The sequence below is a fragment of the Pseudomonas sp. HC1(2025) genome, from assembly GCF_058742075.1.
The window spans coordinates 520,857-544,319 of sequence record NZ_CP196017.1 but is presented as its reverse complement, the minus strand read 5'-3'; the positions used below and the strand labels follow the sequence as shown (position 1 = coordinate 544,319).

General features: G+C 62.2%; 20 protein-coding genes and 1 riboswitch. Of the genes, 7 read left to right on the top strand and 13 right to left on the bottom strand.

The window, feature by feature from the left end; genetic code table 11:
- Positions 1 to 115: 115 nt before the first annotated feature.
- The 3 genes from cpdA to ACSSVH_RS02275 form a co-directional block, all read right to left on the bottom strand.
- Positions 116 to 931 (bottom strand): 3',5'-cyclic-AMP phosphodiesterase, encoded by an 816-nt coding sequence (gene cpdA / locus ACSSVH_RS02285; RefSeq protein ID WP_170042440.1) that lies wholly within the window; start codon positions 929 to 931, stop codon positions 116 to 118.
- Positions 932 to 1,028: 97 nt separating this feature from the next.
- Positions 1,029 to 1,478: a DUF1249 domain-containing protein gene (locus tag ACSSVH_RS02280; RefSeq protein ID WP_169952252.1), complete on the bottom strand. Its 450-nt coding sequence runs from the start codon at positions 1,476 to 1,478 to the stop codon at positions 1,029 to 1,031.
- On the bottom strand, positions 1,469 to 2,086 hold the full coding sequence (locus tag ACSSVH_RS02275) for an NUDIX domain-containing protein (RefSeq protein WP_169952254.1): 618 nt from the start codon (positions 2,084 to 2,086) through the stop codon (positions 1,469 to 1,471). Before ACSSVH_RS02275 ends, ACSSVH_RS02280 begins: the two co-directional genes overlap by 10 nt.
- 202 nt (positions 2,087 to 2,288) lie before the next feature.
- Between ACSSVH_RS02275 and ACSSVH_RS02270 the strand changes: the two genes are divergently transcribed.
- On the top strand, positions 2,289 to 3,035 hold the full coding sequence (locus ACSSVH_RS02270) for an RsiV family protein (protein ID WP_432754951.1): 747 nt from the start codon (positions 2,289 to 2,291) through the stop codon (positions 3,033 to 3,035).
- Here ACSSVH_RS02270 and cytX read toward each other — a convergent pair.
- Together cytX and thiC are read right to left on the bottom strand one after the other, a co-directional pair.
- Positions 3,004 to 4,293, bottom strand: coding sequence for a putative hydroxymethylpyrimidine transporter CytX (gene cytX, locus ACSSVH_RS02265; protein WP_492634027.1), 1,290 nt, complete (start codon positions 4,291 to 4,293; stop codon positions 3,004 to 3,006). The two genes, ACSSVH_RS02270 and cytX, sit on opposite strands and share 32 nt — an antisense overlap.
- 130 nt (positions 4,294 to 4,423) lie before the next feature.
- Complete coding sequence (gene thiC, locus ACSSVH_RS02260; RefSeq protein WP_169952260.1) at positions 4,424 to 6,313, bottom strand: phosphomethylpyrimidine synthase ThiC; 1,890 nt, start codon at positions 6,311 to 6,313, stop codon at positions 4,424 to 4,426.
- Positions 6,314 to 6,463: 150 nt separating this feature from the next.
- Positions 6,464 to 6,569: riboswitch (TPP riboswitch) on the bottom strand.
- A 196-nt stretch (positions 6,570 to 6,765) separates the two neighbouring features.
- On the opposite strand from thiC, the gene ACSSVH_RS02255 reads away from it, so the two are divergent.
- Positions 6,766 to 8,205, top strand: coding sequence for a TolC family outer membrane protein (locus ACSSVH_RS02255; protein ID WP_169952262.1), 1,440 nt, complete (start codon positions 6,766 to 6,768; stop codon positions 8,203 to 8,205).
- Positions 8,206 to 8,341: 136 nt separating this feature from the next.
- Here ACSSVH_RS02255 and waaA read toward each other — a convergent pair whose 3' ends face one another.
- Positions 8,342 to 9,619, bottom strand: a complete 1,278-nt coding sequence (gene waaA / locus ACSSVH_RS02250) for a lipid IV(A) 3-deoxy-D-manno-octulosonic acid transferase (RefSeq protein WP_492634026.1) — start codon at positions 9,617 to 9,619, stop codon at positions 8,342 to 8,344.
- A gap of 23 nt (positions 9,620 to 9,642) precedes the next feature.
- Positions 9,643 to 10,533 carry a LysR family transcriptional regulator gene (locus ACSSVH_RS02245; RefSeq protein ID WP_169952266.1) on the bottom strand — a complete coding sequence of 297 codons (891 nt, stop codon included), beginning with the start codon at positions 10,531 to 10,533 and terminating at the stop codon, positions 9,643 to 9,645.
- Positions 10,534 to 10,638: 105 nt separating this feature from the next.
- Here ACSSVH_RS02245 and ACSSVH_RS02240 point away from each other — a divergent pair, with 105 nt between their 5' ends.
- The 4 genes from ACSSVH_RS02240 to ACSSVH_RS02225 all read left to right on the top strand — a co-directional run bounded on the left by ACSSVH_RS02240 (position 10,639) and on the right by ACSSVH_RS02225 (position 14,051).
- Entirely contained in the window at positions 10,639 to 10,974 is a 336-nt protein-coding gene (locus ACSSVH_RS02240; protein ID WP_099170110.1) for a DMT family transporter, read from the top strand.
- An 85-nt stretch (positions 10,975 to 11,059) separates the two neighbouring features.
- The gene (locus tag ACSSVH_RS02235) at positions 11,060 to 12,235 is read left to right on the top strand and encodes an NAD(P)/FAD-dependent oxidoreductase (protein WP_492634025.1); all 1,176 of its coding nucleotides are present in this window, start codon (positions 11,060 to 11,062) and stop codon (positions 12,233 to 12,235) included.
- Positions 12,232 to 13,044 (top strand): aldo/keto reductase, encoded by an 813-nt coding sequence (locus ACSSVH_RS02230; protein ID WP_169952270.1) that lies wholly within the window; start codon positions 12,232 to 12,234, stop codon positions 13,042 to 13,044. The genes ACSSVH_RS02235 and ACSSVH_RS02230 overlap by 4 nt, the downstream gene beginning before the upstream one ends.
- Positions 13,045 to 13,085: 41 nt before the next feature.
- Complete coding sequence (locus ACSSVH_RS02225) at positions 13,086 to 14,051, top strand: metal ABC transporter ATPase (RefSeq protein ID WP_169952272.1); 966 nt, start codon at positions 13,086 to 13,088, stop codon at positions 14,049 to 14,051.
- Between the two features lie 27 nt (positions 14,052 to 14,078).
- Here ACSSVH_RS02225 and ACSSVH_RS02220 read toward each other — a convergent pair whose 3' ends face one another.
- The 3 genes from ACSSVH_RS02220 to msbA all read right to left on the bottom strand — a co-directional run bounded on the left by ACSSVH_RS02220 (position 14,079) and on the right by msbA (position 18,382).
- Positions 14,079 to 15,008 carry an NAD-dependent epimerase/dehydratase family protein gene (locus tag ACSSVH_RS02220; protein WP_170042431.1) on the bottom strand — a complete coding sequence of 310 codons (930 nt, stop codon included), beginning with the start codon at positions 15,006 to 15,008 and terminating at the stop codon, positions 14,079 to 14,081.
- Between the two features lie 11 nt (positions 15,009 to 15,019).
- Positions 15,020 to 16,456, bottom strand: a complete 1,437-nt coding sequence (gene hldE / locus ACSSVH_RS02215; RefSeq protein WP_170042429.1) for a bifunctional D-glycero-beta-D-manno-heptose-7-phosphate kinase/D-glycero-beta-D-manno-heptose 1-phosphate adenylyltransferase HldE — start codon at positions 16,454 to 16,456, stop codon at positions 15,020 to 15,022.
- A 105-nt stretch (positions 16,457 to 16,561) separates the two neighbouring features.
- The gene (msbA, locus tag ACSSVH_RS02210; RefSeq protein WP_169952278.1) at positions 16,562 to 18,382 is read right to left on the bottom strand and encodes a lipid A export permease/ATP-binding protein MsbA; all 1,821 of its coding nucleotides are present in this window, start codon (positions 18,380 to 18,382) and stop codon (positions 16,562 to 16,564) included.
- 124 nt (positions 18,383 to 18,506) lie between these two features.
- On the opposite strand from msbA, the gene ACSSVH_RS02205 reads away from it, so the two are divergent.
- On the top strand, positions 18,507 to 19,163 hold the full coding sequence (locus tag ACSSVH_RS02205; protein ID WP_169952279.1) for a phosphotransferase: 657 nt from the start codon (positions 18,507 to 18,509) through the stop codon (positions 19,161 to 19,163).
- A gap of 2 nt (positions 19,164 to 19,165) precedes the next feature.
- On the opposite strand, the gene ACSSVH_RS02200 is transcribed toward ACSSVH_RS02205, so the two are convergent.
- The 3 genes from ACSSVH_RS02200 to ACSSVH_RS02190 all read right to left on the bottom strand — a co-directional run bounded on the left by ACSSVH_RS02200 (position 19,166) and on the right by ACSSVH_RS02190 (position 23,451).
- The gene (locus ACSSVH_RS02200) at positions 19,166 to 20,638 is read right to left on the bottom strand and encodes a hypothetical protein (protein WP_492634024.1); all 1,473 of its coding nucleotides are present in this window, start codon (positions 20,636 to 20,638) and stop codon (positions 19,166 to 19,168) included.
- Between the two features lie 160 nt (positions 20,639 to 20,798).
- Entirely contained in the window at positions 20,799 to 21,704 is a 906-nt protein-coding gene (locus ACSSVH_RS02195; protein WP_169952283.1) for a glycosyltransferase family 2 protein, read from the bottom strand.
- Positions 21,697 to 23,451: a carbamoyltransferase C-terminal domain-containing protein gene (locus tag ACSSVH_RS02190; RefSeq protein WP_169952285.1), complete on the bottom strand. Its 1,755-nt coding sequence runs from the start codon at positions 23,449 to 23,451 to the stop codon at positions 21,697 to 21,699. The genes ACSSVH_RS02195 and ACSSVH_RS02190 overlap by 8 nt, the downstream gene beginning before the upstream one ends.
- Between the last annotated feature and the right edge of the window lie 12 nt (positions 23,452 to 23,463).

Below are 23,463 nucleotides of genomic sequence, written 5' to 3'. Positions count from 1 at the left end.
AGGGGTGTGGGAGCGGGCTTGCCCGCGATGGCGCTATATCAGTGATAGATTTGTTGGCTGACCCACCGCAATCGCGGGCAAGCCCGCTCCTACATTTTGGTGTGTGTTTGCAGGTTTAGTAGCCGTTACTGCCGTAATCCACGGTAAAGGTGAAGTCTTTGACCCGCTCTACCCCAGTGTCCAGCCGTCCATCCGGATGCAGACGCAGCCAACGATAGCCTGGCGCCTCTTCACTGACCTTAAAATCCTCACTGCCGGGGGCGAACTGGATGCAGGTCGACGGCGACGCCAGCAAGCGCACGCCATGGCGTTCGCGGTCGATTTCCTGGTGCACATGCCCCCACAGCACCGCCCGCACCTGGGGGAAGCGATCGAGCACGGCGAACAGCGCCTCGGGGTTGCGCAGGCCAATCGGTTCCATCCACGCGCAACCAATGGGCACCGGGTGATGATGGAAGCACACCAGATGATGACGGCCCGGCGCTTCACTCAAGGCTTGCGCCAGCAATTGCAGTTGCGGCTCGGCCAGATAACCCGGCACCGAGCCCGGCACGGCGGAGTCCAGCAAAATCACCCGCCAGTTGCCCACATCCACCACCGGTTCCAGCAGTGCGCTGCCCATGGTCGCCTGGGCCATGACCTGCGGCTCATCGTGGTTGCCCGGAATCCAGCGCGCCGGGACGCCAAGCTGCTGGCTCAGGTCGCGAAACTGCTGGTACGACGCAAGCGTACCGTCCTGGGACAAGTCACCGGTGGCCAACAGCAAATCAATCTGCGGTTGCTGGGCCCGCACCAGCTCGATCACCCGTTGCAGGCTGTCACGGGTGTTCATGCCCAGCAGCGTGCCGTCGGCCTCGGCAAACAGGTGGCTGTCAGACAGTTGCACCAGCAACGCCGGCGCATCAGGGTTCACGGTGGATACGCTCGGCAAGGCGTTCTCCCAGGGCGATCACAAAAATGGACAATGGGCGCAATTATGCTGGGGCAGGACACAAAGAGGAAACCCGTGAAGCGTACGCAGTTCACCTCTAGCGCACGACTTCAAACTCATGGCCCAAGGCCAGGCAATGACTCAACCATTCACCGAGGAACACATTGAGCTGTGCTTTCTCATCGGGCTGGTGCATGAACACATTGGGGTAAGGATAGATGCTGCGAAAGCGCCGCGCATGTTCGGCGCTGACCACTTCGGCCATCCGCGCATCGTGATACACCTGCACTTCCAGCTGCGGCACCGGCAGCCATGGCAGGCTGTGCTCCTGGCGCACGCGCAGGGTGCTGGTGTACGGGCAGGTGAGGATGACTTCCAGGTTCAGCACGCCGAGCATCTGGTCGCCGTGGGTCACGGCAATGCGCCGCGCTTGCGGCGTGCGGCGCATGTCTGGCAGCAGGCGCATCAGCCGCGCATAGTTAGCCTCGCAAGCGGCTTGCAAGCCGATCAGGTCGACCCGGTAGCGTTCCCGTGTCTTTACTGCCATAGCCCCCTCACTTCCGCGCGATTAAGCGCAAGCCATTGCAGGGCGATAATGCTGGCTGCGTTGGAAATCTTACCGTCGCGCACCGCTTGCAGGGCATCTTCAAATGCCCAGGTGGTGACGCGGATATCTTCTGCTTCTTCGGCCAGGCCGTGGATACCGCCGGCACCGGTACTGTCGCAACGCCCCAGGAACAGGTGGACGAATTCGGTGCTGCCACCCGGCGAGGGGAAATATTTGGTAATCGGCCACAGCGCCGAGAAGGTCAGCCCAGCTTCCTCCTCGGCTTCGCGGTGTGCAACCTCCTCCGGTTGCTCGTCCTTGTCGATCAGGCCGGCAACCATCTCCACCAGCCAGGGGTTGTCGGTGCGGCCCATGGCACCCACGCGAAACTGTTCGATCAACACCACTTCATCGCGCTGCGGGTCGTAGGGCAGTACACACACGGCATCGTGGCGCACAAAGACTTCACGATTGATCACCGGGCTCATGCCACCATCGAACAGCTCGTGGCGCAGCTGTACACGATCGAGCTTGTAGAAGCCCTGGTAGGCATTGTCGCGCTGAACGATTTCAATTTTGTTCGGCGTCGATTTCGCACTGTCGGTCATATCAACCCTCGTTTAATACGGTGTGTGTCTGAGCATCGCGCCATCCTACAGCGCCCGCGTGCCTCGGTGCAGCCCCTTTGCAGTTGCCGGGACGGGCGGCGGCGGTCAAACTCACTGTAATCAGCTTAGTGGCGAACTGACTGGGATGCCGATAGTCCAAGCCCCATCTCTTTCGCTCTTCTCCGCTTTATGAAGGACGCCCATGTCGCTGTTAAAAGTCGCCTCCGTGGCCTGTATTGCCTTGACCCTCGGCGCTTGCCAGAGCCTGTTCCAATCCAGCTACCGTGCACCGCTGGAAGCCACCCGCGATGCCTCCGAGGTGGTGCAACCCGGCTGCACCACCGCCGACTGCCCACTGGTGAACATCGATACCGTGCATTTCGCCAACGAGCCCAAGCTCGATGCGCTGATCGAGCAACGCCTGCTGGAAATGACCCGCACCACGCCCGGCTCCCCATTGCCAGCGACACTGAACGCCTATCGGGAAAAATTCCTGCGCGAGTCCGGCCCGCGCAACAGCATGTACTTGCAGGCCAAGGTACGGGAGCAGCATGACGGCTTGGTGATCATCGAACTGTCCAGCTACCTGGACACCGGCGGCGCCCATGGCGAACCTGGCCGCGGCTTCATCAACTACTCGCGCCAGCAGCAAAAAAACCTGACCCTGGCGGACATGCTGCGCCCCGGCAAGGAAGACGCGTTCTGGAAAGCCGCCCAGGTGGCCCACAACAGCTGGCTGATCAGCACCCGCCTGAGCCTGGAGCCGGACTACGTGAAAAGCTGGCCCTTCCAGAAAACCCCGAACGTGGCGCTGACCTACGGCGCGGTGGTGCTCAAGTACCCTACCGCCACCATCGCGCCCTACGCCATGGGCCACGTCGAGTTGCAGATTCCTTACGCTCGCCTCGACGGCATCATCAAGCCTGAGCTGGTGCCCGTGCGCCGCTGAAGGCGCGCCCGAGGATAAATTGCAGCAGCCCTGCCAGCACCAGTGCCGGCAGGGTTGCGCCAACATCCAGGTACAGATTGGCCAGCAGGTGATAGGTACTGATGCCCCCCAACCAAGCCAGCAGCGCCGGCCAACGCAGGCTTGCAACCAGCGCCTGGCCACGCCGGCGCAGGATGAAGTGGTCTACCAGCACCACGCCAAACAGCGGCGCGAATACCGAGCCGATCAACAGCAGGAAGTTCTGATACTGGGCCAAGGGCGCAAAGCAGGCGATCAGCGTGCACACCAGCCCAATCGCCAGCGCCAGGTGCTCGACTTTCAGGCGCAACAGCATGCCGCTGGACACCGCCGCCGAGTGGATGTCGGCGAAGGCGTTTTCTGACTCATCCAACACAATCAGCAGCAGCGGAATCCCCAGGCCAGCCCCGGCCAACGCCAACAACAGCGCATTGACTTCACCACTGGGCGCGAACGCCAGGGTGTAGGCCACGCCCAGGCTCATCAGCCAGAAATTGCCGATAAAAAAGCCCAGGGCCGTGCCGCCGAACACACGGGTGGCGCGCTGGCCGAAACGTGAGTAATCGGCAATCAGCGGCAGCCAGGACAACGGCATGGCAATGGCGATATCAAACCCGACGGCAAACGGCAGCGAACCGTCGCCAGCCTGGGCCCACAGCGCGGCCAGGTCAGCCTTGGCGAACAGGTTCCAGGTCAGCCACAGGCACGCCGCCAGCAGCAGCCAGATTCCCCATTTGCGCAGGATCTTTCGCACAAAGGTCAACGGGCCGCTGATTGCGAGCAAAGTGGCGAGGCCGCCGAAGAACACGGTCCAGAGCAACGGGCTGGCCAACAGGCTGCCTGCACTGAAGGCGCGGGTGCCCAGCAGGCTGGCGGCATCGCGCATGACGATGATCTCGAACGAGCCCCAACCGATCAGTTGCAACAAGTTCAACAGCGCCGGCAGGCTGGCGCCTTTGGCACCCAGGCTGAGCTTGAGGGCGGCCATGGACGACAGGCCGGTGTCACTGCCGATCACCCCGACGGCGGCCAGTAACAGCACGCCCACCAGGGTCCCGAGGAAGATGGCCAGCAACGCCCCCGACAGGCCAAGCCCCGGCGCCAACAGTGCACCGGTTTGCAGGACCATCAGGCCGATGCCGAGGGAGAACCACAGGGAAAACAGATCGCGGGCGCCGAAGACACGTTTGTCTATTGGGACTGCAATGTCGGGAGAGTAGGTACTCGGTTGAATGCTCAAGGGGGTCATCTCAGAGGGACATTTGTTATTGGAGAGATTGCTATCGCGGGCAAGCCCGCTCCCACACATTCAAAAATGTGGGAACGAGCTTGCCCGCGATGAGGCCAGTAGAAGCACCTCCAATCCCAAGTCAGACCTTTTTGTAGAGCTGACTGCCTTCCTGCTTGAACCGCTGCGCCTGCTCGGCCAGGCCCTTGGCCACATCCACGTCCACCGCCTCGATGCGCTGGTTGGCCGCGTATTCGCGCACTTCCTGGGTGATTTTCATCGAGCAGAATTTCGGCCCGCACATCGAGCAAAAGTGCGCGACCTTGGCCGAATCCTTGGGCAGGGTTTCGTCGTGATAGGAGCGCGCGGTGTCCGGGTCCAGGCCGAGGTTGAACTGGTCTTCCCAGCGGAACTCGAACCGTGCCTTGCTCAACGCGTTGTCGCGGATCTGCGCACCGGGATGGCCCTTGGCCAAATCCGCCGCGTGGGCCGCAATCTTGTAGGTAATGATCCCGGTCTTCACGTCATCCTTGTTCGGCAAGCCCAGGTGCTCCTTGGGCGTGACGTAGCAAAGCATGGCGCAACCGAACCAGCCGATCATCGCCGCGCCGATGCCCGAGGTGATGTGGTCGTAGCCGGGCGCGATATCGGTGGTCAGCGGGCCCAGGGTGTAGAACGGCGCTTCGTCGCAGCACTCCAGCTGCTTGTCCATGTTCTCCTTGATCAACTGCATCGGCACGTGGCCGGGGCCTTCGATCATGGTTTGCACGTCGTGCTTCCAGGCGATTTTGGTCAGCTCGCCGAGGGTTTCCAACTCACCGAACTGCGCCGCATCGTTGGCGTCGGCAATCGAGCCCGGGCGCAGGCCATCGCCGAGGGAGAAGCTGACGTCATAGGCCTTCATGATTTCGCAGATTTCGTCGAAATGGGTGTAGGTAAAGTTCTCTTTGTGGTGTGCCAGGCACCACTTGGCCATGATCGAGCCGCCACGGGACACGATGCCGGTGACGCGCTTGGCGGTCAGCGGTACATAGCGCAGCAACACACCGGCGTGGATGGTGAAGTAATCGACGCCCTGCTCGGCCTGCTCGATCAAGGTGTCGCGGAACAGTTCCCAGGTCAGGTCTTCAGCGGCACCGCCGACTTTTTCCAGGGCCTGGTAGATCGGCACGGTACCGATCGGTACCGGCGAGTTGCGGATGATCCACTCGCGGGTTTCGTGGATGTGCTTGCCGGTGGACAGGTCCATCACCGTGTCCGAGCCCCAGCGAATGCCCCAGGTCAGTTTCGCCACTTCTTCTTCGATGGACGAACCCAGGGCGCTGTTGCCGATGTTGCCGTTGATCTTCACCAGGAAGTTACGGCCGATGATCATCGGCTCCAGTTCGGTGTGGTTGATGTTGGCCGGGATGATGGCGCGGCCGCGGGCGATTTCTTCGCGTACAAATTCCGGGGTGATGATTTTCGGCACGCTGGCCCCGAAGCTGTGCCCGGCGTGTTGCTGGTCGAGCAGGCCACTGGCACGGGCTTCTTCAAGCTTCATGTTTTCGCGGATGGCGACGTATTCCATCTCGGCGGTAATGATGCCCTGGCGTGCGTAGTGCATCTGCGTGACGTTGGCCCCGGCCTTGGCGCGGCGCGGGTTTTTCACATGGGCAAAACGCAGGGCGGTCAGCTCGGCGTCGCTCAGGCGCTGTTGGCCGAAGTGCGAACTCAGGCCCGGCAGGCGCTCGGTGTCGCCACGGGATTCAATCCACGGCGAGCGCACATCGCCCAGGCCTTTGCGCACGTCAATGATCACGTTGGGGTCGGTGTACGGGCCGGAAGTGTCGTAGACCACCACGGGCGCATTGATCTCGCCGCCGAAATCGGTGGGGGTCACGTCCAGGCTGATTTCGCGCATCGGCACGCGGATATCCGGGCGAGTGCCCTGCACATAGACTTTTTGCGAGCGGGTAAACGGCTGCACGGATCCCGAGTCAACCTTGGCCGACTCACTCAAATGCACGGTGTTTTTTAGTTTTGTACTCATCACGGGCTCTCCAGACACATCCAGGCAGTGGATTTTTGTCGGAGCGAACCTGTGACGGACGGACGCACTGGAAGCAGTGCTGTGCTTGGCGCACGAGGGCTGTTCGATTGTCGAACAACATCCCGGACGAAGCACAAGAGGACTCGCCGGGTGACGAGAAATCTTGTTCCCTACGCAGGCGCTAACCTGATCAGGTTCAACGGGATCCGGTATTTACCGATCTCAGCCTCATAGCAAGGCACCCCGACAAGAACGCGGCCAGTCTAGACCATGGAGCAGGCAAATTGCCAATAGCGGTGCATTCAGCGTGATGAATGGCGCAATTACAGGATTGTTGTGCGGGGGTGTGGCCACTACACTCGCCTACTGTCTCAACGCCTTGACGCTATGGATTGCTCGTCGTAGCCTTGGGCGCTAAATTATCGCCGTAATATTTATCTAGGGATCGCCTCATGCTGCGCAAACTTTCACTGGCTCTTGCCGTGTCTTGTGCGACCAATGGAATGGTCTGGGCAGCAGAAGCGCCCTTGTCGACCAAAACCGACTTGGTCAGCGTCTACCAGGAAGCGGTGGACAACAACGCCGACCTGGCCGCCGCCCGCGCCCAGTACGGCGCGCAGAAAGAAGTGGTGCCCCAGGCCCGCGCCGGCCTGCTGCCCAACCTCTCGGCCGGTGCCGACGTGAACAACGTGCGCACCCAGATCGACACACCGTCGGCCACCGCCAATCGCGACGCCCACACCTGGCGCGCAACCCTGAGCCAGCCGCTGTTCCGCGCCGACCGCTGGTTCCAGTTGCAAGCTGCCGAAGCCGTCAATGAACAGGCCGCCCTGCAACTCTCGGCCACCGAGCAGGAACTGATCCTGCAAAGCGCGGAAAACTACTTCGCCGTGCTGCGCGCCCAGGACAACCTGGCCTCCACCAAGGCCGAAGAGGCCGCCTTCAAGCGCCAACTGGACCAGTCCAACGAGCGTTTTGACGTGGGCCTGTCGGACAAGACCGACGTGCTGCAATCCCAGGCCAGCTACGACACGGCGCGGGCCAACCGGATCCTCGCCCAGCGCCAGGTAGATGACGCGTTTGAAGCGCTGATCACCCTGACCAACCGCCAGTACAACGCGATCCAGGGCATTGTCCATACCCTGCCCGTTTTGCCGCCAGCACCCAACGACGCCAAGGCCTGGGTCGACACCGCCGGGCGCCAGAACCTGAACCTGCTGGCCAGCAACTATGCGGTCACCGCCGCCGAAGAAACCCTCAAGCAACGCAAGGCCGGCCACGCGCCGACCCTGGACGCGGTGGCGCAATACGAAAAAGGCGACAACGACGCCCTCGGTTTCAGCAACCCCAATGCGTTCGGCCAGCCCTATCGTGGCGATGTCGAGCAACGCACCATCGGCCTGCGCCTGAATATCCCGCTGTACAGCGGCGGCCTCACCAGCTCCCAGGTACGCGAATCCTATTCGCGCCTGGGCCAGACCGAACAGCAACGCGAAGGCCTGCGCCGCCAGGTAGTGGAAAACACCCGCAACCTGCACCGCGCGGTGAACACCGATGTAGAACAGGTGCAGGCACGCCGCCAGTCGATCATCTCCAACCAGAGCGCAGTGGAAGCCACGGAAATCGGTTACCAGGTGGGCACACGCAATATCGTCGACGTGCTCGACGCCCAGCGCCAGCTGTACACCTCGGTGCGCAACTACAACAACAGCCGTTATGACTACATCCTCGACAACCTGCGCTTGAAACAGGCGGCGGGAACGTTGAACCCGGGGGATCTGCAGGACCTGGCGCGCTACCTGAAGGCTGACTACAACCCGGACAAGGATTTCCTGCCGCCGGACCTGGCCAAGGCCGCGGCCGAACAACTGAAGGCCCGCCCCAGCAACTAAACCCACCACATAACAAATGTGGGAGCGGGCTTGCCCGCGATACAGGCGCCTCGGTTTATCTGCAACACCGAGGTGATGCTATCGCAGCGATGCGGCGACCCGACAAGCCAGCTCCTACATTTTTGACCGAGCTGGGTCAGGCTTTGAGCAGTCTGTCCAAGCCATCGAGCAAACGCTTCAACGCGCCCTGATTGGCCTGCATCACTTTGAGCCCCGCCAGCGCCCGCTTGTGCGCATCCTGTGGCAGTTCGAACAGTTGCCGCACTACCTCGGCCAACCCCTGGGCATCATCCACTTCTTGCAACGCCCCGGCGTCGCGCATCATTGCGGCGATTTCGAGGAAGTTGAACAGGTGCGGGCCGCTGATCACCGGCTTGGCCAGCGCCGCAGGTTCCAGCAGGTTGTGCCCGCCGTTGGGCACCAGGCTGCCGCCGACAAAGGCGCTGTCGGCCAAGGCGTAGAGAAACAGCAGCTCGCCCATGGTGTCGCCAAGCAATACCGAGGTGTCGGCATCGACCGGCGCCCCACTGGAGCGCTGCACCGTGGCAAAACCCTGCTGTTGGCACAGCTCCAGCACCGTGTTGAACCGCTCCGGATGACGGGGCACCAGGATCAACAGCGCGTTGGGGTAGCTGGCGAGCAACTGCCGGTGGGCTGCCAGCACCACTTCATCTTCGCCCTCGTGGGTACTGGCGGCGATCCATACCGGGCGCTCGCTGGCCTGCCACTGCTCACGCAACGCGGCGGCGCGTGCCAAAAGCGCTGGGTCGATGGTCAGGTCGAACTTGATCGAGCCGGTGACTTCGACCGTTTCCGGGCGCGCGCCCAGGCTGCGAAAGCGCTCGGCCTCGGTGGCGGTCTGCACCGCGAACAGGCTCATGTCTGCCAGCATCGGCGCGGTCAGCTTGGCGAAACGCCCGTAACCCTTGGCCGAACGTGCCGACAGCCGCGCATTGGCCAGGGCTACGGGTATCCCGCGCTTGGCGCATTGGTGAATATGGTTGGGCCACAGCTCGGTTTCCATGATGACCGCAAGCCTGGGCTGGACCCGGTCCAGGAAACGCTTGGCGGCACACGGCAAATCGTAGGGCAGGTAGCAATGCTGGATGCGCGGTTCGTTGGCAAACAGTGCCTGGATCCGCTCGGAACCGGTGGGCGTCATGCAGGTGACGGTGATCGGCAGCTGTGGATGACGCTCCAGCAAGCCGCGGATCATCGGTGCGGCGGCGATGCTCTCGCCCACCGACACCGCGTGCACCCAGATCCCGCCGGGTTTGAGTACCGGCAAACCGTAGGAAAAGCGCTCGCTGACGCGCTTGGCGTAGGCCGGCGCCTTGCGGGCACGTAGCCATAGTCGTAAGGCCACCAACGGCAGCGCCAGGTAAAACAGACAGCTGTAGAGAGTTCTATTCATGGCGGCGGAGTTTATCGGCTTTTTCAGCCGATCGCCTGCAAACACGCGGTAAAACGTTCGGCCAGAAAGCGCGCGGCCGGACCCAGGGGCTCATCGCGCCGCCACACCAGTTCCACCACCAAGGCCGGCGGCGTCCATTCGCTGTCCAGCTCGACCATCTGCCCGTGATAGGTCGGGTATTGCACCACATGCCGGGGCAACCAGGCCCAGCCCAGGCCACGGGCCAGCCATTCGGCCAGCACATAGAAGCTGTCGGCGCGCCACACCTGCGGGCTGGCCGCCTCGCTGCCGGGGTAGACGCTGGTCTGGGTCGACATCAGCAATTGGCGAAACTGCGCCAGGCGCTGGCAATCGACAAAACCTTCCCTGGCCAGCGGATGCCCGACGCCACACACCGTGACCATCTCCACACTGCCAACCACCCGCCGCTCAAGGGCTTCGGGGATCTGGTCGTGGTAAAACAGCAACCCCAGGTCAGCCTTGCGCTCCACCAGCTTGCGCGCGACATCGCCCTGGGCCGTGCTGGACAACTGCACCTCCAGGCTGGGAAATTTCCCCGCCAGCGCCTCTAGGCTGTCGAGTACCGGCTGATAGAGCATGGCTTCGTCCTGGGCCAGGCGCAGCCGTGCTTCTTCGCCGCGCATCAACGACAGGGCGCGGCCATTGAGGCGCTCACACTGGCGCAGCACTTCCCGGGCCTCCTCCAGCAGCACAGTGCCGGCCTCGGTCAGGCGTGGCTGGCGACCGCTACTACGCTCAAACAGGCTCACGCCCAGGTCGGCCTCCAGCAAGGCAATGCCGTTGCTCACCGCCGACTGCGCCTTGCGCTGGTGCCGTGCCACCGCCGAAAAAGAGCGCTGCTCGGCGACGCTGACAAACAGGCGCATCTGCTCCAGGTTCCATTGCACGCTCATTGGCTAAACCCATCTTAAATTCGGATAGGTAATGACTTTACCCCATCTACGGATTCTCTAGAATGCCGGCCTTGTTATGCGCCCCTATTTCCGAGGAACACCCCCATGAACGCCGCCTACTACTACCTGGCCATTGCCATTTGCTCGGAAGTGATCGCCACCGTTTCCATGAAAGCGATCAAGGGCTGGAGCACGCCAATCCCGCTGCTGCTGGTTATCGTCGGCTACGGCGTGGCGTTCTGGATGCTCACGCTGGTGGTGCGCACCGTACCGGTGGGCGTGGCCTACGCGGTGTGGGCGGGGCTGGGGATCGTCATGGTCAGCATCGCAGCGCTGTTTATCTATGGGCAGAAGCTCGATCTGCCGGCGATGCTGGGGATGGGCTTGATCGTGCTGGGCGTGGTGGTGATTCAGTTGTTTTCGAAAACAGCCGGCCACTGACCTTCTACAGTTGTTGATCCTGGGCAAAGATCCCGCTGTCGAGTCTGTATACTTGGCCTCTTGTTCTGAACACTGAGGTCGCCCCATGCCATCCGTTATTTCCACCGACGTCCTGATTGTCGGCGCCGGGGTTGCCGGCCTCTGGCTCAACGCGCGCCTGCGCAGCCAGGGGTTTTCCACGATTGTGGTGGAGAACGCGACCCTGGGTGGCGGGCAGAGCGTGAAGTCCCAGGGGATCATTCACGGTGGTGCGAAATACGCCTTGCACGGTGCCCTGACCGGCGCTTCCGAAGCCATTGCCGACATGCCGCGACGCTGGCGTGAAGCGCTGGCGGGCACCGGCGAGCTGGACCTGACGGGCGTGCGCCTGCTGTCCCAGGCCCATTACCTGTGGTCGCCCGGCACCCTGGCCGGCAACCTCACCAGTTTCTTCGCCAGCAAGGCGGTGCGTGGCCGCGTCGACCAGGTCAAGGGCGACGATTTGCCGCCGGCCCTGCAAGACCGCCGCTTCAAGGGCAAGGTCTATCGCCTGGCCGAACTGGTGGTGGACGTGCCGAGCCTGATCGACCGCCTGGCGCAACTGGCCGGCGATGGCCTGCTCGCCGGGCAACAGATCGAGCCGCTGCTGGAAGGCGGCATCCTGGTCGGCCTGAAAGTCGATGGCCGGGCGATCCGCGCCCAGCGCATCGTGCTGAGTGCCGGCGGCGGCACCGCCGAGCTTTTGAGCGCCCTGGGCCTGAGCCAGCCGGCCATGCAAAAGCGCCCGCTGCATATGATCATCGCCAAGGGCCCCGGCCTCAAACCCCTGTACGCGCACTGCCTGGGCGGCGGCACCAAGCCACGGATCACCATCACCACGCACCCTGCGGCCGATGGCCATTGGGTGTGGTACATGGGCGGTGATATTGCCGAGACCGAAGGCGTGCACCGCACGCCCGCCGAGCAAATAGCCACCGCGCAAAAGGAGCTGGCGCACCTGCTGCCGTGGATCGACATGAGCCAGACCCAGTGGGCAACCCTGCGGGTGGATCGCGCCGAGCCCCTGCAAACGGGCCTGACCCGGCCAGACAACGCGTTCCTCGCCGAACAGGGCCGCCTGTTGGTGGGCTGGCCAACCAAGCTGGCCCTGGCGCCGGACTTCGCCGACCGCGTGCTCAGCGCCCTGGAACGTGACGGCATCCAGCCAACCCCAAGCGCGCCGCTGCCTGAACTGCCACGCCCAGCCATCGCCCAACCCGCCTGGGAGCAATTGTTGCCATGAGCCTGCCGACCCTGCATGACCTTCATCGCCCCCTGGGCAGCACCGGCCTGCTGGTATCGCCGCTGGGCCTGGGCACCGTGAAGCTGGGCCGCGACCAGGGGGTGAAGTACCCCAATGGTTTTCAGATCCCCAATGATGAAGAAGCGCGGATGTTGCTGCGCCAGGCGCGCGAGCTGGGGATCAACCTGATCGACACCGCACCGGCCTACGGCCATAGCGAAGAGCGCCTGGGGCCGCTGTTGCGCGGCCAGCGCCAGGACTGGGTGATTGTCAGCAAGGTCGGCGAAGAGTTTGCCGACGGCGTGTCCCACCATGACTTCAGCGCGGCCCATACCCGGCTCTCCGTGGAGCGCAGCCTGAAACGCCTGGAAACGGATTTCATCGACCTGGTGCTGGTGCATTCCGACGGCAATGACTTGCATATCCTTAATGACTGCGAGGTCTACCAGACCCTGGCGCAGCTCAAGGCCGAGGGCAAGATTCGCGGCTTCGGCTTCTCCGGCAAAACCGTCGAAGGCGGCGTGAAGGCTCTGGAACAAGGTGATTGCGCCATGGTCACCTACAATCTGAACGAGCAAAACGAAAAAGCCGTGATCGATTACGCCGCCGCCCATGGCAAAGGCATCCTGGTGAAAAAGGCCCTGGCCAGCGGCCATGCATGCCTTGAGCCTGGAGTGGATCCAATTCATGCCAGTTTCGTCTTGTTGTTTGCGCAAACGGGCGTGGCCAGTGCTATTGTCGGGACCATCAACCCGCTGCACCTTGCCCATAACGTGGCAACCGCTGCCAAGATCATTCGCCAATCCTGATGCCGCCGACGCGGCCGACCCCGACGCAAGAAGGAGCCGACATGCCGCGAACGCTCATAAGAAAAAACCCCAGTAACTTTAAAACACTGCCGCTGTACGTCGAAGCCACCCCCGAAGGCCTGAGCTACCAGAGCGTGGGCATGCCGCTCAACTTTGCCCAGACTCTGCAGCGGCGCAAGCCGGTGGAGGTGGCGGATGCCGAACGCTTCGCCCTGGAACTGGCCAACCTCGGCGTATCGGTGCGCCTGACACTGCACTGGCAAAACCGCGATTACTGGGTGTTGGTGCGCCAGCGCCGGCAGGACCGTGGCGATGTGGTGCTCAAGCTGATTTCCGGCTACGTACCGGCCCATGAACTGAACCTGCCGTTGCACACGGCCATCCAGGAAATCGCCGAGGAATGCCTGCTGGAAACCCCGGAAGGCTGGCTCGGCGGGCGTTTCAACGACACCTGGCTGCCGGCGCCCTACTCCAGCGCGCTGCATTACCGTGAGGCCTTGCCGTTTCGCCTGTCACCGCTGTCCGGCGCCGCCCGCCCGGTGCGCTGCGCCAGCATGCAACTGATCGAACGCCCCCGGGCCTATGTGCACCTGCCCACGGCCTCCCTGCAATTGATCTATGACCTGCGCCTGGAAGTGCCCAAGGAAGCCAAGTCCTTGAGCCTGTTCCATGTGGACGAACGTCTGGAGGGCGATCAACTGGTGGCGCGCCTGGACCGCCAGCGCCCGGACCTGTACCTGATGCCCCTGAAGGACGGCCAGCCGTGCGCCGAGCTGTATACCCTGAAGAAGGATCAACTGATCCCGGCGAGCACACGCGGCTTGTACCTGGCCGAGAGTTTTGCCCAGCAGGAAGGCTGGCTGGTGCGCGATGAGCGGATCCGCTGGAAGGACTGGCTCAGGCAACAGGGCCTGAGCGCGCCAGAGAAGGAATCGAAGTTGAGCCAGTTGACCGGGCGGGCCAGGCAGATCTTGCGCAAGATGGTGCCGAAGAAGGCGGGTCGCTGAAGCAGCCCCGCCTGTGGCGAGCGGTATCTATTGGTTGAGTAGTTTTTCCAGCCCGGCCTTCAGCGGCGTCGGCTCAGGCAATGTGAAGCTCGCCGCCAAGCGCTGGTTGTTGGCCCTGGAATGCCGGATATCCCCCGAGCGCGGCGCGGTGTAGCTGACAGCCGGCAATGAGCCGACGATTTGCGACAGCGCCTGCAGCAACTGCTTGAGGGTGGTGGTGCGGTTCCAGCCGACATTGATCGCGCCCAGCGGCGCATCGGCCATTTCCACGGCTTGCACCAGCACGGCTACCAGATCCCCGACGTACATGAAGTCACGGGTTTGCTCACCGTCGCCGAATACGGCAATCGGCAGGCCTTTTTGCGCGCGCTCGCTGAAGATGCTGATCACCCCGGAATACGGCGATGAAGGATCCTGGCGCGGCCCAAAGATGTTGAAGAAGCGGAAAATCACCGGCTCCAGGCCATGCTGGCGACGGTAGAAGTCAAAATAGTGCTCGCTGGCCAGCTTGTCCGAAGCGTATGGCGTCAACGGTGCCTTGGCGGTTTGCTCATCGATGGAGTCGCCTTCGCCGTTGTTGCCATACACCGCCGCACTGGAAGCAAACACCACGCGCTTGACCCCAGCCTGGCGCATGGCTTCGCAAACATTGAGGCTACCCACGAAGTTGCTCTGGTGCGTACTGACCGGGTCATCCACCGACGCCTGCACCGAAGCGACTGCCGCCAGGTGCACTACCGCCGTAACCCCTACCGCTGCACGAGCGACCAGTGCGGCATCGGCCACATCGCCTTCGAGCAGTTGCAGGCGTGGGTTGTCCAGCGGCAGGTTGCTGCGCTTGCCGGTGGACAGGTTATCCAGCACGCGCACCGCGTAGCCCTTGGCCAGCAGTGCATCGACCAGATTGGAACCGATAAAGCCAGCACCACCGGTAATCAGTACGAGAGCATCAGACATAGCGGCAAACCCTATTGAGCAGCATCGTTGGTTTGGCGAATTTTTTCGACAATCGCGGTGGTCGAGCTGTTTTCCACCAACCCCAGGACTTTGACCTTGCCGCCATAGGCGTTGACGATATCGGCGCCGACCACCTGGTCGACCGAGTAGTCGCCGCCCTTGACCAACACGTCCGGCTTGACCTGGGCCAGCAGGTTTTCCGGGGTGCCCTCGGAGAAACTGATCACCCAGTCCACCGCGCCCAACCCAGCCAGGACCGCCATGCGCCGATCCACACTGTTGATTGGCCGGCCAGGGCCTTTGAGGCGGCTGACCGAAGCATCGTCGTTGATCGCCACGATCAGGCGATCACCCTGGGCGCGGGCCTGCTCCAGGTAAGTCACATGGCCGGCGTGCAGGATGTCGAAGCAACCGTTGGTGAAAACGATGCTTTCGTTATGGGCACGGGCATCGTCAATCGCCAGCAGCAATTGCTCAAGGCTCAACACGCCGCGCTCCGAGCCTTCCTCGCGCTGGATCGCACGGCGCAGTTCCGGGGCGCTGATGGATGCCGTACCCAGTTTGCCCACCACAATGCTCGCCGCCAGGTTGGCCAGGGCCACCGCGTGGGGCAATTCCTCACCGGCTGCGATCGCCGCCGCCAGGGTGGAAATAACGGTGTCGCCGGCGCCGGTGACGTCGAATACTTCCCGCGCCCGCGCCGGCAGGTGCATGGCCGGGTGGCCGGGGCGCAGCAGGGTCATGCCGTGTTCGCCACGGGTCACCAGCAAGGCACCGAGGTCGAGGTCGGCCATCAGGCGTGCGCCTTTGCTCACCAAGTCGTGCTCATCGGCGCAGCCGCCGACGATGGTTTCAAATTCGCTGAGGTTCGGCGTGATCAGGCTGGCGCCCCGGTAGACCGAGAAGTCCTTGCCCTTGGGATCGGCCAGCACCGGGATACCCCGGGCCTTGGCGGCCTGGATCAGCACCTGGTGGTTTTTCAACGCGCCTTTGCCGTAGTCCGACAGCACCAGCACCTTGATGCCTTCGAGCAACGTGTCGACCTGGTCACTGAGGGCCAGGGCGTCGGTGGCGAAGGGTTCTTCAAAATCGATACGCAGCAATTGCTGGTGACGGCTCATGACCCGCAGCTTGACGATGGTCGGCTGGTGGGCAATGCGCTGGAACAGGGCACGCACGCCAGCGCCGCGCAGGCTGTTGGTCAGGCTGTCGGCGGCTTCGTCGTCACCGGTCACGCCGACCAGGGAGGCCGGGGCGCCGAGTGCAGCGATGTTAAGGGCGACGTTGGCAGCGCCGCCTGGACGGTCTTCGATTTGCTCGACCTTGACTACCGGTACCGGTGCCTCAGGGGAAATCCGTGAGGTACCGCCATGCCAGTAACGGTCGAGCATGACATCGCCGACCACCAAGACAGGGGCTTGATCGAATCGCGGCATGGACAACTTCATGGAGCAACCCACATACAAAATGAACAGGGGCGCGATATTAGCACAGGGAAAAGCATCGACCGATTCAATCCTGGCGGTCGATCCCAGCCTGGCTGCAATAGCGCCTCAATAGGCATCAGTCACGTGGGAGGGCGCCACAGGGTCACCTTCTTCGAACTCCTTGGCGTGCAAACGGGCGTAGTAACCGTTCTTCGCCAGCAGCTCGACATGGGTGCCGCGCTCGACAATCTGGCCGTCGTCCATCACCAGGATCAGGTCGGCTTTCTCGATGGTGCTCAGGCGGTGGGCAATCACCAGGGTCGTGCGGTTCTTCACCACATGGTCCAGGGCCGCCTGGATATGGCGCTCGGACTCGGTGTCCAGGGCCGAAGTCGCCTCGTCGAGAATCAGCAGCGGCGCATCCTTGAGCAAGGCCCGGGCAATCGCAATGCGCTGGCGCTGGCCGCCAGACAGCAGCACGCCATTCTCGCCCACCAGGGTTTCGTAGCCCTGGGGCATCTTCACGATGAACTCGTCGGCATAGGCTTCGCGAGCGGCATGGTGCACCGCGTCGGCGGGCGCGCCAGCCAGGTCGCCATAGGCGATGTTGTTGGTCACGGTGTCGTTGAACAAGGTGACTTGCTGGGTCACCAGGGCAATTTGCCGGCGCAGGTTGCGCAGGGTGAAATCCTGCACGCGTACGCCGTCGAGCAGAATCTGCCCCTGTTCGTGCTGATAGAAGCGCGGGATCAAGCCCGCCAGGGTCGACTTGCCGCTGCCCGAACGCCCCACCAGCGCGACCATTTGCCCAGGCTCGACGATAAAGCTGATGTCGTTGAGCACCTTCTTGTCGCTTTCCGGGTATTGGAAGCTGAGGTTGCGCACTTCAATGCGCCCAGCCAGACGTTCATGCTCGATCACGCCCTGGTCGACTTCGACCGGCTCATCCAACTGCTCGAAAATACTCTCGGCACCCGCCACGCCCTTTTGGATGGTCGAGCTGACTTCGGATAGCTGGCGAATCGGCTTGGGCAACAGGCCGGCCATGGTGATGTAGGCCACCAGGTCGCCGGGCGAGGCATCGCCACGCAAATACAGGACCAGGAACATGACCACGGCCATCGCACTGTAGGTCACCAACTGCAGCATCGGCGTGTATACCGCGCCGGTCTTGGTCATCGCCAGTTGTTTCTCGGTATTGCTCAGGCTCGCCTGCTCGAAGCGCACCTTTTCATATTTCTCGCCGCCAAAGCTGCGGACCACACGGTAGCCGTGGATCGTCTCGGAGGCCACATGGGTCACGTCGCCCATGGACACCTGGATTTTCTTGCTTTGCTTGCGGAATTTACGGCTGGTGCTGTTCACCATCATGCCGATCACCGGCAGGATCGCCAGCATCACCAGGGTCAGCTTCCAGTTCATCCACACCAGGGTGCAGAACAGGAAAATCACGGTCATGCCTTCGCGGATAACCACCTTGATCGCATCGGTGGCTGCACCGGTGACCATGGTCACGTTGAAGGTAATGCGCGAAATCAGGTGGCCGGAGTTGTTCTTGTCAAAAAAGCGGTTGGGCAACTCCAACAGTTTGTTGAACAGCACCACGCGCAGGTCGTGGACCAGGCCCAGGGAAACCCGTGCCAGGAAGAAGTTGCCGAGGAACGAACCCACGCCCTGCCAGGCCGCGATCAGCACGATCATCAGCGGCACGGTTTCCAGTAACTGCAACTTGCCCAGATAGGGGTTGCCGGGGAACAGGCTGGCCTCGGGATTCGCCAGGCCATCGACGAAATACTTGAGGATATAAGCGAGCATCGGCTGGGTCGATGCGAAGATCAGGAACCCGACGATACTCAGGATGAACAGACCCACATAAGGCCGTACGTAAGTCAGGAGGCGGAAGTAAATCGCCAGCGTCGACTGGGTTTTCGGTTCAGGACTGCTCATGGGAATCCGCGCAAATCAGTAAGGCGCGGATCATATCACAGGCCTCTTCGCCCCAAAAAACATGAGCAGGGGCCAGCCTTGCATCAAGTCGGTTAAGATAACCGGCTATTGATGGGAGTCAGGCATGCAAGTAATCGATCACAACACCTATGAGGCATTGCGCGCCGGCGCGCAGGTGCTGGAAGCCGATGGTTCTGGCGACAAGGTGCTCCGGTTGACCGATGGTTGCATGCTCAAACTGTTCCGGCGCAAGCGCCTGCTCAGTTCGGCGCTGTTCTACCCGTATGCCCAGCGCTTCGCCAACAACACCCGCGCATTGCAGCAACGGGATATCCCCTGCCCGCGCATCATTGCGGTGTATCGCATTCCCAGCATTGCGCGGGACGCGGTGTATTACAGCCCGCTGGCCGGGGAAACCATCCGCCAGTTGAAACTCGCCAAGGCCGAGGCCGACGCCTTGCGTGTGCGCCTGGGCTGTTTCATTGCGCAACTGCATGAGAAGGGCGTGTACTTTCGCTCGCTGCACTTTGGCAACGTGGTCCTGACTCCGGAAAACACCCTGGGGCTGATCGACATTGCCGACCTGAGTTGCCAGGCCGCCGCCCTGAGCCAGAGCAAGCGCCTGCGTAACTTCAGCCATCTGCGGCGCTATCCCGAGGATCGGCAATGGCTGCTGGGCGATGATGCCGGGCAAGCCTTCTTCGATGGCTATCGCCAGGGCTTGCCGGCCGGCAGTCAGCAGGCACCGCTGATTGAGCGCCTGCGGCAATTACTGGACTGACTTCACCGGGTGATGATCAGCACCGTGGCGCCTCGGCGATTGGCGAAGCGCTCGACGATGCGCATGTTGCGCTCGGCCAGCCAACTGATGAGCCAGGGCTCGTTACCGCGGGCTTCGATCAGGAAATAGCGGAATTGATCCGCATAGGCCGGCGACATCGCCGCTTCCCGGGTCAATTGCTTGAGCAGATAACCACGCCCGGCGTAATAGCCGATCCGGCCGTCATCGAAATACGCTGGGACATCCGGCTCGACATTCGCCGCCATCCAGTGCCCCGCGTCAACGTACTGGACCTTGCCCGGCCCGGTGGACACCACATTGGACAACATCACCAAAAGGCAGACCGCCACCAGGGCCTTGCCCAGGCGCGGGAACTGTTGGGCAAACATCTGCATCGCCAAGGCCAGCGCCGGCACAAACAGTAGGTTCAGGAAGCTCATGTAGCGCAAGTTCATGAACTGCTGCTGGATAAAGAACAGCAGCAATACCAACAGGTACAACAGCGCCGCCCAGGCAAAAGGCCGGTATTCGTGCCAGTAGCGCTTGATCGCCTGCCAATTGCGGCCGCGCAAAAACGGCACGGCAAACGGACCGCAAATATTCACAAAGCCGATGGCCATGGCCGCCAGGATGCCAAAAAAGATGATGCGCCCGGCTTCATCCTGGGAGTACTTGTTGATCAGCGAGTTGGCGAACTGATCGCGCAGCAAGTCAAACGACGCCAGCACCTGGTTAGGGTTGATCAAGCCCAGATAGTAGTCAACGCGAGCCGATGTAAAACCATCGGTGGCCGAGACCAGCACTATCCCCGCCACGACACCCAACAGCGGCAGCGCCACAAACTGCAGGAGCGCCAGGCGCCGCTCGCGCACCCACAGGCCAGGCAACTGCCATAAGCCCAATGCCGGCAACAGCAACAACGCTTCCAGCCGGAAGGCTGCCGCCGCGACAATCGCCAGGTGGATGATTGCCGCTCGCAGCCATCCACCGCGGGCCTGCCAGCGCATGGCCAGCCAAAGCGTCAGGATGCAGAAGAACCAGAAGCCGAACTCACGCAGGATCTCGCCACGAAACTGGTTGAACGCAGGCATCGCCAACACCACCAGGCAAGCCCAAGGCGCCACCTGCACCGAGCGTTGGCGCACGCAGTCAACCAGTAACGCACAGGTCCCCGCGGCAAACAGCGAACACCACAAGTACGCACTCAGTTCTATGGGCAGGGCTGAAACCGAATGGGTGCCCGCCAGGAGCAGGGAGAACCAGGGCCAGTTGAATACGGCAAAGGCGGCTTTCGGGCCATGGACGTGAGCGTCCTGGGCGATGGTCAGGTAGAAAGCCGCATCACGTCCGACAGTCGCTGCGCCCAGCACAGCGATCAGGGACAGCAGCAGGCTCCCAAAAAATGCCACTCGAACGGGATGCTCGACGACAATACTCAACACCCGGGCCCACAACTTGCTGCCTATACCAACCACACCCCCCCCTTAAAACCTGGCGTCACATCGCGTGCACAAGATTTGAAAACATACATTTCAGAAAAACCACTGCACCACGAAAACCCAACGCCCAGTCATTGCAATCAACTCTGGCGCTGCATAGGTAATTCCCGGCGTAGCGTAACAGGCTATAAAGCGCTTACTTGAACATCAGCTGAAGCGCCTTGCGTGTGTACGACCAGCGCGTCAGGGCGCGCCAGTCGGTACGCACCGCCTGGCAGTAAAACTGCCTGGCAAGCGTGTATTCCCCAGCACTGAAGCAATTGCGAAACAACGACAGGCAGCGCTGCGCGAGAAACGCACTGCGCAGGCCTTGCAACTCTGCTGGCATACGCACCGGCGAAAACACCTCGTCTACCAGGCTCACGCCCGCCGCGACACTGTGGTTGATGTCATGTCGCAGGCTGTCCGCATGCTTGTAGATCAGCGCCAGTGGCTGGTCGATGACCGTGCAAGGCACGCGCGCCAGGGCCTGGGCAAACACCGGGATATCCTCGGCGTTACGCATGCGCTCCGGGTAGTTGCCCACCGCGAAGATGTCCCGGTGCATGGCGCAAGCGCCATTGGAGATCGCGATGGTCTTGTCCAGCAAGTACCCGCGCACCCGCTGGTATGGGGTGGCAGGCAGCGGCTTGACGGCATGCAGGCGGCGCTTGCCATCTTCAAATACCGACCAGTGGCCACCGATGATCAGGCGGCTATCCGGGTGAGCAGCAATATGCTGCGCAACCAGGGCCAAGGCGCCTGGGGCCATTTCATCATCGGCGTCGAGGAACATCAGGTACTGGCCCGCAGACTCCTCAATCCCGCGATTGCGCACCGAGGCCAGGCCGCCATTGGGCTTGCGCAGGGCCTGGAAACGCCCGGGGTGCTTGGCCAGCAAAGCTTCCAGCACCTGCGGCGTCTCATCGGTAGAGCCGTCGTCAATCACCAACAGCTGCGCATCGGCTTCGTCGAGTTGCGCCAGCACCGACTCAACCGCGCGCCCCAGGGTGCGCGCGTAGTTGTAGGCCGGGATGACGACGCCAATCAGTGCTTCAGTCAACGGCTTGCCCTTCCACACCGTCTTTGACGACCAGGATGTCTTCCATGATCAGGTACTGCAGGTCGGAGCCGAAGAACATGTTCAGGGCGTCGGTCGGCGAGCAGATCATCGCTTCGCCGCGGCGGTTGAGCGAGGTGTTCAGGGACACACCGTTGCCGGTCAGCACTTCCAGCTCTTTCATCATGTCGTAGTAGCGCGGGTTGTACTCGCGCTTGAGCACCTGGGCGCGGGAGGTGCCATCTTCATGGACTACTTCCGGCACGCGGGTTTTCCACTCTTCGGCCACTTCAAAGGTGAAGGTCATGAACGGGGCCGGGTGATCGACCTTGATCATCTGCGGGGCCACGGTGTCGAGCATCGACGGGCAGAAAGGCCTCCAGCGCTCGCGGAACTTGATCTGGTGGTTGATCCGGTCAGCCACGCCCACGGCGCTCGGGCAACCAATGATCGAACGCCCGCCCAGGGCGCGCGGGCCGAACTCCATGCGGCCCTGGAACCAGGCCACCGGGTTGCCGTCGACCATGATCTGGGCGATGCGCTTGGGCATGTCGTCGATCTGGCGCCACTTCGGCTTGCTCGGGTGCTTGGCGCACGCGGCAATCACTTCTTCATTGCTGTAGGACGGGCCGAGATAGACGTGTTCCATCTTCTCTACCGGTACCCCACGGGCATGGGACACATAGGCCGCCGCGCCCACGGCAGTGCCGGCATCACCAGACGCCGGCTGCACGAACAGCTCCTTGACGTCGTCGCGGGCAATGATCTTCTGGTTCAACTTGACGTTCAGCGCGCAGCCGCCGGCGAAGGCCAGCTTGCCGGTTTCCTTGAGGATATCGCCCAGGTAATGGTCGATCATCTGCAAGGCCAGTTTCTCGAACAGCGCCTGCATGCTGGCTGCGTAGTGGATGTACGGCTCGTCGGCGATGTCGCCTTCACGCTTGGGACCCAGCCACTCAATCAGTTTTGGCGAGAAGTAGAAGCCCTTGCCCTTCTCTTTATAGCGGCGCAGGCCGATGACGTTGGCGTAGTCGGTGTTGATCACCAGTTCGCCATTTTCAAAGGAAGCCAGGCGCGAGAAATCGTACTTGCTGGCATCGCCATACGGCGCCATGCCCATGACCTTGAACTCGCCGTCGAGCATTTCAAAGCCGAGGAACTCGGTGATCGCGCCGTACAGGCCGCCCAGGGAGTCCGGATCGTAGAATTCCTTGATCTTGTGGATCTTGCCGTTTTCGCCGTAGCCGAAGAAGGTGGTGGCGTACTCGCCCTTGCCGTCGATCCCGAGGATCGCGGTCTTCTCCTGGAAACCCGAGCAGTGATAGGCGCTGGAAGCGTGGGCCAGGTGGTGTTCAACCGGCTCGATCTTGATCTTCTTCGGATCGAAGCCCAGTTGCTCCAGGCACCAGACAATCTTGTTGCGGTAGCGCTTGTAGCGCCGGTTGCCCATCAGGATCGCGTCAAGGGCGCGGTCCGGGGCATACCAGTAACGCTTGGCATAGTGCCAGCGAGCCTCGCCGAACAAGCTGATCGGGGCAAACGGGATCGCCACCACATCAACGTCGGAGGGTTTGATGCCAGCCTGTTCCAGGCAGAACTTCGCCGACTCGTAGGGCATGCGGTTCTTTGCATGTTTATCGCGTACGAAGCGCTCTTCTTCGGCGGCCGCGATCAGCTTGCCGTCGATATACAACGCTGCGGAAGGATCATGGCTAAGGGCGCCGGACAGGCCAAGAATCGTCAATGCCACTGGGGTCTAGCC